Source organism: Novipirellula sp., from assembly GCF_041583735.1.
Lineage (GTDB): Bacteria > Planctomycetota > Planctomycetia > Pirellulales > Pirellulaceae > Novipirellula.
On the sequence record NZ_JBFHFD010000465.1, the window covers coordinates 1 to 6,802 of the forward strand.

5 protein-coding genes are annotated in these 6,802 nt (G+C 55.4%); 3 read left to right on the forward strand and 2 right to left on the reverse strand.

The window, feature by feature from the left end:
- From ABX962_RS25875 to ABX962_RS25885, 3 genes are all read left to right on the forward strand, one after another.
- Positions 1-1,567, forward strand: a 1,567-nt coding sequence (locus ABX962_RS25875) for a molybdopterin oxidoreductase family protein (RefSeq protein WP_372723671.1), incomplete at its 5' end; no start/stop codon positions are given.
- On the forward strand, positions 1,564-3,387 hold the full coding sequence (locus ABX962_RS25880; RefSeq protein WP_372723673.1) for a NirA family protein: 1,824 nt from the start codon (positions 1,564-1,566) through the stop codon (positions 3,385-3,387). The genes ABX962_RS25875 and ABX962_RS25880, both read left to right, overlap by 4 nt.
- 59 nt (positions 3,388-3,446) lie before the next feature.
- Positions 3,447-5,057: a sulfite reductase subunit alpha gene (locus tag ABX962_RS25885; RefSeq protein ID WP_372723675.1), complete on the forward strand. Its 1,611-nt coding sequence runs from the start codon at positions 3,447-3,449 to the stop codon at positions 5,055-5,057.
- A 14-nt stretch (positions 5,058-5,071) separates the two neighbouring features.
- Here ABX962_RS25885 and ABX962_RS25890 read toward each other — a convergent pair whose 3' ends face one another.
- Both ABX962_RS25890 and ABX962_RS25895 read right to left on the reverse strand, forming a co-directional pair.
- A complete protein-coding gene (locus ABX962_RS25890) occupies positions 5,072-5,887 on the reverse strand; it encodes a PP2C family serine/threonine-protein phosphatase (RefSeq protein ID WP_372723677.1) in 816 nt (271 codons plus the stop codon).
- 61 nt (positions 5,888-5,948) lie between these two features.
- Positions 5,949-6,802 (reverse strand): serine/threonine-protein kinase (locus ABX962_RS25895; RefSeq protein WP_372723679.1); only part of this gene is annotated, 854 nt, incomplete at its 5' end.

Consider the following 6,802-nt stretch of genomic DNA (forward strand, 5'->3'; position numbering starts at 1 on the left):
CCATCCGATCATGTGGGAACGTGTGTTACGGAACCAGAACGATCCTGAAATCATCGTGATCGACCCTCGTCGTACCGAAAGTGCGATGGCGGCGACTCAGCATTTGCAAACCCGTCCCAAAAGCGACCTAGCGTTGCTGTACGCGATCACCAATCACTTGATCGCGTGCGAATGTGTGGATCGCAAATTCATCAACAATCACACCGAAGGATTTGAAAAGCTTTGCGAGCACGTTAGCCGATTTTCACCCGACGCGGTCGCTCCGATGACTGGGATTTCGGCCGATGCAATTCGCCAGACGGCCGAAACGATTGGGAAACGAAAAGCGGTGTCGCTGTGGTGGACGATGGGAGTCAACCAAAGTTATGAAGGCACGCGAACGGCACAAGCGATCATCAATATTGCTTTGATCACCGGCAACATCGGCCGACCGGGAACGGGGGCCAACAGCATCACCGGCCAATGCAACGCGATGGGGTCACGATTATGGAGCAACACCACCAATCTCTTCGGGCACCACGATTTCAAGGACTCGGCGGATCGCGAAAAAGTCGCCAGCAGTCTAGGAATCGACCCGGAACGAATCCCGACCGAACCGAGTTGGTCCTACGACGGGATTATGGACGGGATTCGCCGCGGCGACATTCGTGGATTGTGGGTGATCGCGACGAATCCCGCACACAGTTGGATTCACCAGAGCGAAGCTCGCAATCTACTCGATCGGCTCGATTTTCTTGTCGTTCAAGACATGTATCACACCACCGAAACGGCTCGACATGCCGACTTGATTCTGCCCGCAGCCGGTTGGGGCGAAAAGTCCGGCACGTTCATCAATAGCGAACGTCGCTACGGCGTCTTAAAGAAAGTGCGTCGGGCGCCCGGCAAAGCACTGGCTGATTTCCACATTTTTCGTGCGCTTGCATCGTATTGGGGCGTGGAAGAGATGTTTGCGGAATGGACTGATCCCGAAGCGGTGTTTCGCATCATGCAACGGGCGAGCGAAGATCAACCCTGTGACATCACCGGGATCCAGGGCTACGAACAAATTGATCGCTGCGGAGGTGTTCAGTGGCCATGGACCGAAGCGGATGCCGAAGGCGATTTCCAGCCGGAACAACAACGTCGTTTGTTTGCCGATGGTCGTTTCTATCACCACGATGGCCGCGCTCGCTTGGTCGTCGACAACGTGACTGCGATGCCCGAAGCCCCAGACGCAGAATACCCGACGCTGTTGATGACCGGTCGTGGCACGGTCAGCCAATGGCATACACAAACTCGCACCAACAAAAGCCCGGTGCTTCGCAAACTGTATCCCAACGAAGCGTACATCGAGATCAATCCTGAGGATGCAGCGGCGATGGGCGTCGAAAACGGCGACCAAGTTCGTGCGCAATCACGTCGCGGCAGCCTGCTCGCAACGGCCATGGTCACACCCACGGTGAAACCAGGGCACGCTTTTATGCCAATGCATTACGAAGCCACCAACCAATTAACGCTGGGACACTTTGACCCCCATAGCCGTCAACCCAGTTACAAAGACTGTGCCGTAAGGATCGAACGAGCATGAGTGAAAAAGCATTTAGTAAAGAGCAACAACAATACATTGCCGGATTCGCATTTGGTGCCGACGTGGCACGCGCGGTGAACCGATTGCCGATGGTCAGCAATTGTGTCTCGGGGCCTTCGGGGAACTCGGTCACCGTTGGCGGCGGCGCTGCCACCGTCGATGGTAAAGTGCTGCCGGTCGGGCCTGAACGGATCGCACTGCAAGCCCAAGCCGACTGTATTGCCGCCGGCAAAAAACTTTGCAAAGAAGAGAAGGCCAAGCAGGCGAAAAACCCGCTGGACATGTGGGACGAGATTCAAGCTCGTTCCGATGCCAACGAATTTCCCAAAGGCGACGACGTCTTTCTGACCAAATTCCATGGACTGTTCTTTGTCGCTCCGGCTCAGAACAGCTTTATGTGCCGAATGCGATTGCCCGGGGGCGTATTGCATTCGTGGCAACTGCGTGGGTTGGCAGATTTGTCCGAAAAATCCGCAGGCGGTTTCGTCGACGTGACCACACGCGCGAATTTGCAGCTTCGCGAAATCCCGGCCGATCACGCGATGAACATCCTGTATGGGCTTCGCGAACTCGACATCATCAGCCTCGGTTCGGGGGGCGATAATATCCGTAATTGCACCGCGAGCGCATTGTCGGGAATCGATCCAAGCGAATTGATTGAAACGATTCCGTACGCGAAACGGATGCATCATTACATCGTCAACCACCGCGAAATGTATGGATTGCCACGCAAATTCAACATCGCCTTTGATGGCGGCGGCAGCATCAGTGCGCTCGACGACACCAACGACATCGGCTTCCACGCGGTGCAGGTGACCGACGAAAACGCCAGCGAAACGCTGCCCGCGGGTGTCTATTTCCAACTGACGCTCGGCGGGATCACCGGACACAAAGATTTCGCTCGTGACACCGGCGTTTTGCTACGTCCCGAGGAGTGCGTGGAAGTCGCCGGAGCGATCGTTCGCGTGTTCGTGAAAAACGGGGACCGCACTGACCGCAAAAAAGCTCGTTTGAAATACGTGCTGGATGATTGGGGGTTTGAAAAGTTCATTCAAGCGGTCGAAACCGAGATGGGGCGGGATCTGCGAAAAGTCGATTCGAGTCTTGTCGTGATCCCTGACAATGAAAACCGCCAAGCGCATGTCGGCGTCCACCCGCAAAAACAAAACGGTCGTCAATACGTCGGTGTGGTGTTGCCGGTTGGTCGCATCACCAGCGATCAAGCTCGCGGGCTCAGCGATATTGCCGAGACCTACGGTAACGGTGAGATACGTTGTACCGTTTGGCAGAACATCTTGATCCCGCATATTCGCGACGAAGACGTCGAGGAAGTGAAAGCAAAGCTAGATTTGATTGGCCTCAGTTGCGACGCCAGTTCGTTTCGCGCCGGACTAGTCGCTTGTACCGGAAGTGCCGGTTGTAAGTTTGCAGGGGCCGATACCAAAAAACACGCGATGATCATTGCCGAGACGCTTGAATCGCAATTCGAACTCGATCAACCCATCAATATTCATGTCACCGGATGTCACCACAGTTGTGCTCAGCACTACATCGGCGACATCGGTCTGCAGGCGTGTCAAGTCGAACAAGGCGATGACATGGTCGACGGATATCACGTCAATGTGGGTGGCGGTTGGGGAACCCGCAAAGCGATCGCCCGACTGCTGTTTGAATCGGTGGCGTTTTCGGACGTCCCGGCGTTGATCACGGCGATCGTCGGTGGTTATTTGCAAGGACGCCAAAACAACGAATCGTTCGTCGATTTTGCTCGGCGAACCAGTGACGAAGATCTCAAAGCGTTGGCCGTTAGTTGTGTTTGAAATGAAGTGACGACGGTCATTGTCGAAAAAGAAACTCCCTCTCCTTCCAGAACCGAACCATGAGTAGCTTGATTCCTGATACCGCACCTTTTTCCCAAGAGCAGCGTGCTTGGCTGAACGGTTTCTTCGCCGGCATGATGGGCATTCAGTCCAATACTCAGCAAGGTGAAACACTTGCCGCGATGGGGTTTTCCAGTGAAACCGTCGCGATGCCAAGCGAATCGCCTGATGAGGAAGAGGATTTTCCTTGGCACGACGATTCGTTGCCGATCGTGGACCGGATGAGTCTAGCCGAAGGCAAGCCGCTAGAGCGTAAATTGATGGCCGCGATGGCTCAGCTTGATTGTGGATCGTGTGGCTATCTGTGCCAAACGTACAGTGAAGCGATTGCCTCGGGGACGGAAAAGAATCTGTCGTTGTGTAGTCCCGGTGGCAAAGAGACCAAGCAGATGATTAAGAAACTGCTGAAGGAAGGAGGTGACACCGAAACCAACAGCGGTGCAATGAATGGTGCTGCAATGAACGGCGCTGCGGTTGCAAAGGAAATCCCTGGATCTTCGCGTTCCGCTCCCTACACCGCCAAGCTGCTCGCGTCACACTGTTTGAACAAAGAGGGATCATCCAAGGCGGTTCATCACGTCGAAATCGACTTGTCGGGATCGGGGATCAAGTACGAAGTCGGTGATGCGCTGGGCGTATGCCCCTCGAATTGTAGCGATCTGGTGAGCGAGATTCTCACACGGATCGAGTCGGACCCAAATGCCCACGTCACCACGCCGCTAGGAAACACCAAGACGATCGCGTTGGGATTGCAAGAAGATTGCTGCTTGAAAGACCCCAGCGACGAATTACTCGAACAATTGATCGATCGCTCGACGGACGAAGCCAGCAAGCAGGCTCTCGTCAAGTTGCTCGAAGACGGTGTGCCCGATGGATTTGACGTGCTGGATACATTAAGTCTCGCAAGCGACGTTAGGTTAACCGCTGGCGAATTGATGGAAACTCTCGAACCGCTCAATCCTCGTCTGTACTCGATCGCCAGCAGCATGAAGGCGGTCGGTGAACAGGTCCACTTGACCGTCGGCAAAGTCACTTACGAGCGTGAAGGACGCGTTCGCAAGGGAGTCGCCAGCACGATGTTGACCGACCGCTTGGAATCGGGGTCGTCGCTGCGGATCTTTACGCATGCGAATCATACCGGATTCACCGTCCCGACCGATTCGAGTGTGCCAATCATCATGGTCGGTCCGGGAACGGGCATCGCGCCGTTTGTGGCGTTTTTGCAAGAACGCGTCGCCACGGATTCCAAGGGAAAGAATTGGTTGTTGTTCGGTGATCAACACGAAGCGTATGACTTTCTGTACGAAGATCAGCTGCAAGGCTACATCGAATCGGGAAGTCTACAGCGGCTCGATACCGCGTTCAGTCGCGATGGGGACAAGAAGGTCTATGTTCAAGACCGGATGCGAGAAAACGGGGCCGAGTTGTTCCAGTGGTTGACCGAAGGAGCTCACTTCTATGTATGCGGCGATGCATCACGGATGGCAGCCGATGTCGATCGAACGTTAAAGCAAATCGTTGCCGAGCATGGCAACATGAGCGAAGAACAGGCCGATCAATACGTGGCCGGCTTGTCGAAAGCAAAACGTTACGTCCGCGACGTCTACTAGGCGGCAGTGCAGCCTTAGCGGGCGTACAGTAGCATGGTCAAATCGTCGGGTTTGCCGGGCAGCTGTTCATCGCAGCCGGTCATCCGCTGGCTGGCGATTTGAACCAGTTGCTGCATACAGCCGATCGGTTTTCCGCTCTTCATCGTGGCAACGACTTCGGACAGATGCATATTGTCGAACAATCCGTCGCTGGCCAGGATCACGCGGTCTCGCGCAGCCAATTGACGCGACGGGCCGACTTCGATGTGCATCGTTTTGGATCCGACTAGATTCGAGACGACATGACGATCGTCGTGCGTCATCGCAGCGGCCTCGTCTAACATGCCTGATTCGATCGCATAGCCGACCGGCGAATGGGAGGTCGATTTCCACTTTAGCGATCCCCGCTGACCCACAATCATCGTCATCGAATCGCCGACCGTGTACGCGCGAACGCGTCCCTCGACAATCTCGACCACCGACAATGTGGTTGCCGCTCCGATGCCAAGATCCAAGATTTCAGCATTGGCTTTTTCGATCCCATCCAGGATCGCAGGCCGCAGATCCGCATCGGGGGCCGATGCGGCGACCATTTCGGCGATGCAGTGCACCGCGATCGCCGACGCTTTGTAGCCAAGCGGGCATCCGCCCACTCCGTCAGCCACCGCCATCACCAACGCACCCCCGGCCGTGCGAACCACCACCGAACTATCATCGTTGGGTTCGATTTTGCCTGGACACCTCCGCGAAATCGAAATCACGGATCCCGACAGCATCGGCAGCGAGCGTGGTTCGCCCATATCGCTTTCAATGCAGAACTCGAGCAGCGTTTCGGGGATGGTGGAGAGCATGGTAGGCGGAATCATAACCCACCCGCAGGTGGAGGGGGAAAGAATTAGCGTGTACCTAATTCTAGCCCGTGACTCGGTTCCGACGAGAGAAGCGGATCGCTTTCAGTCGAGTTTGTTCAAAGACCGATAGCATTTGAGGCGCATCCCGATAACGATGGCGGGGGTTAACTTCGAGTGATTTGCGGATTACAGCGATTAAATCACCGTGAGCACGCCGGCGTAGCTGCGCAGCCCCCTCTAGTGGCCACTCAAACGGGTATTCAGGCCACTTACCGGAAAAAATCCTATAAGCGATCAAACCGATCGAAAAGACGTCCGAGCGGGTCGATGGTTTCCCCATCGCCTGTTCCGGAGCCATGTGTCCGAGGGTTCCGGTCCCCGAACCGCTGATCGTCGTTTGGGCCGCTTTGGCGATCCCAAAGTCGCCCAGCCGAATCACATTGTCTTCGAATAGCAAAATGTTCTCGGGCTTGATGTCACAGTGGATGACCCCCTGCTCGTGCGCGTACGCGACCCCTTCGAGCAATTGGCTAACGTAGTCAAACGCCAACTCGAACCCGATCCGCTTTTGGATGCGATCCGCCAGCGTGCGTTCTCCCATTGGGGCCACGATCACGAAGTGGCCTTCGATAAAGGCGGCATCGCGAATCGGCAAGATGTTGGGGTGATCCAACTGAACCGTCAATCGCGCTTCGCGGCGAAATTCTTCGAGCAGTTGCGGCGAAACCAATTCAGGGGAGGGAATCTTCAGCGCCACCTTGATCCCAAGCAAGGTATCAAACGCAGCATAAACGGTCGCAAATCCCCCCGCGCCAAGCCGTCTTTCAATCCGATATTTTCCAAGTCGCGTACCAACGCGGACAGGGGACTTGGGTTTGGTGTGCATGAAAGACGTGAGGCAATTTGGGAGAGAAA

Excerpts from the sequence above, each read along its gene's own strand:
- ABX962_RS25880 (WP_372723673.1), top strand. The coding sequence starts at position 1,564 with ATGAGTGAAAAAGCATTTAGTAAAGAGCAACAACAATACATTGCCGGA.
- ABX962_RS25885 (WP_372723675.1), top strand. The coding sequence starts at position 3,447 with ATGAGTAGCTTGATTCCTGATACCGCACCTTTTTCCCAAGAGCAGCGT.
- ABX962_RS25890 (WP_372723677.1), bottom strand. The coding sequence starts at position 5,887 with ATGCTCTCCACCATCCCCGAAACGCTGCTCGAGTTCTGCATTGAAAGC.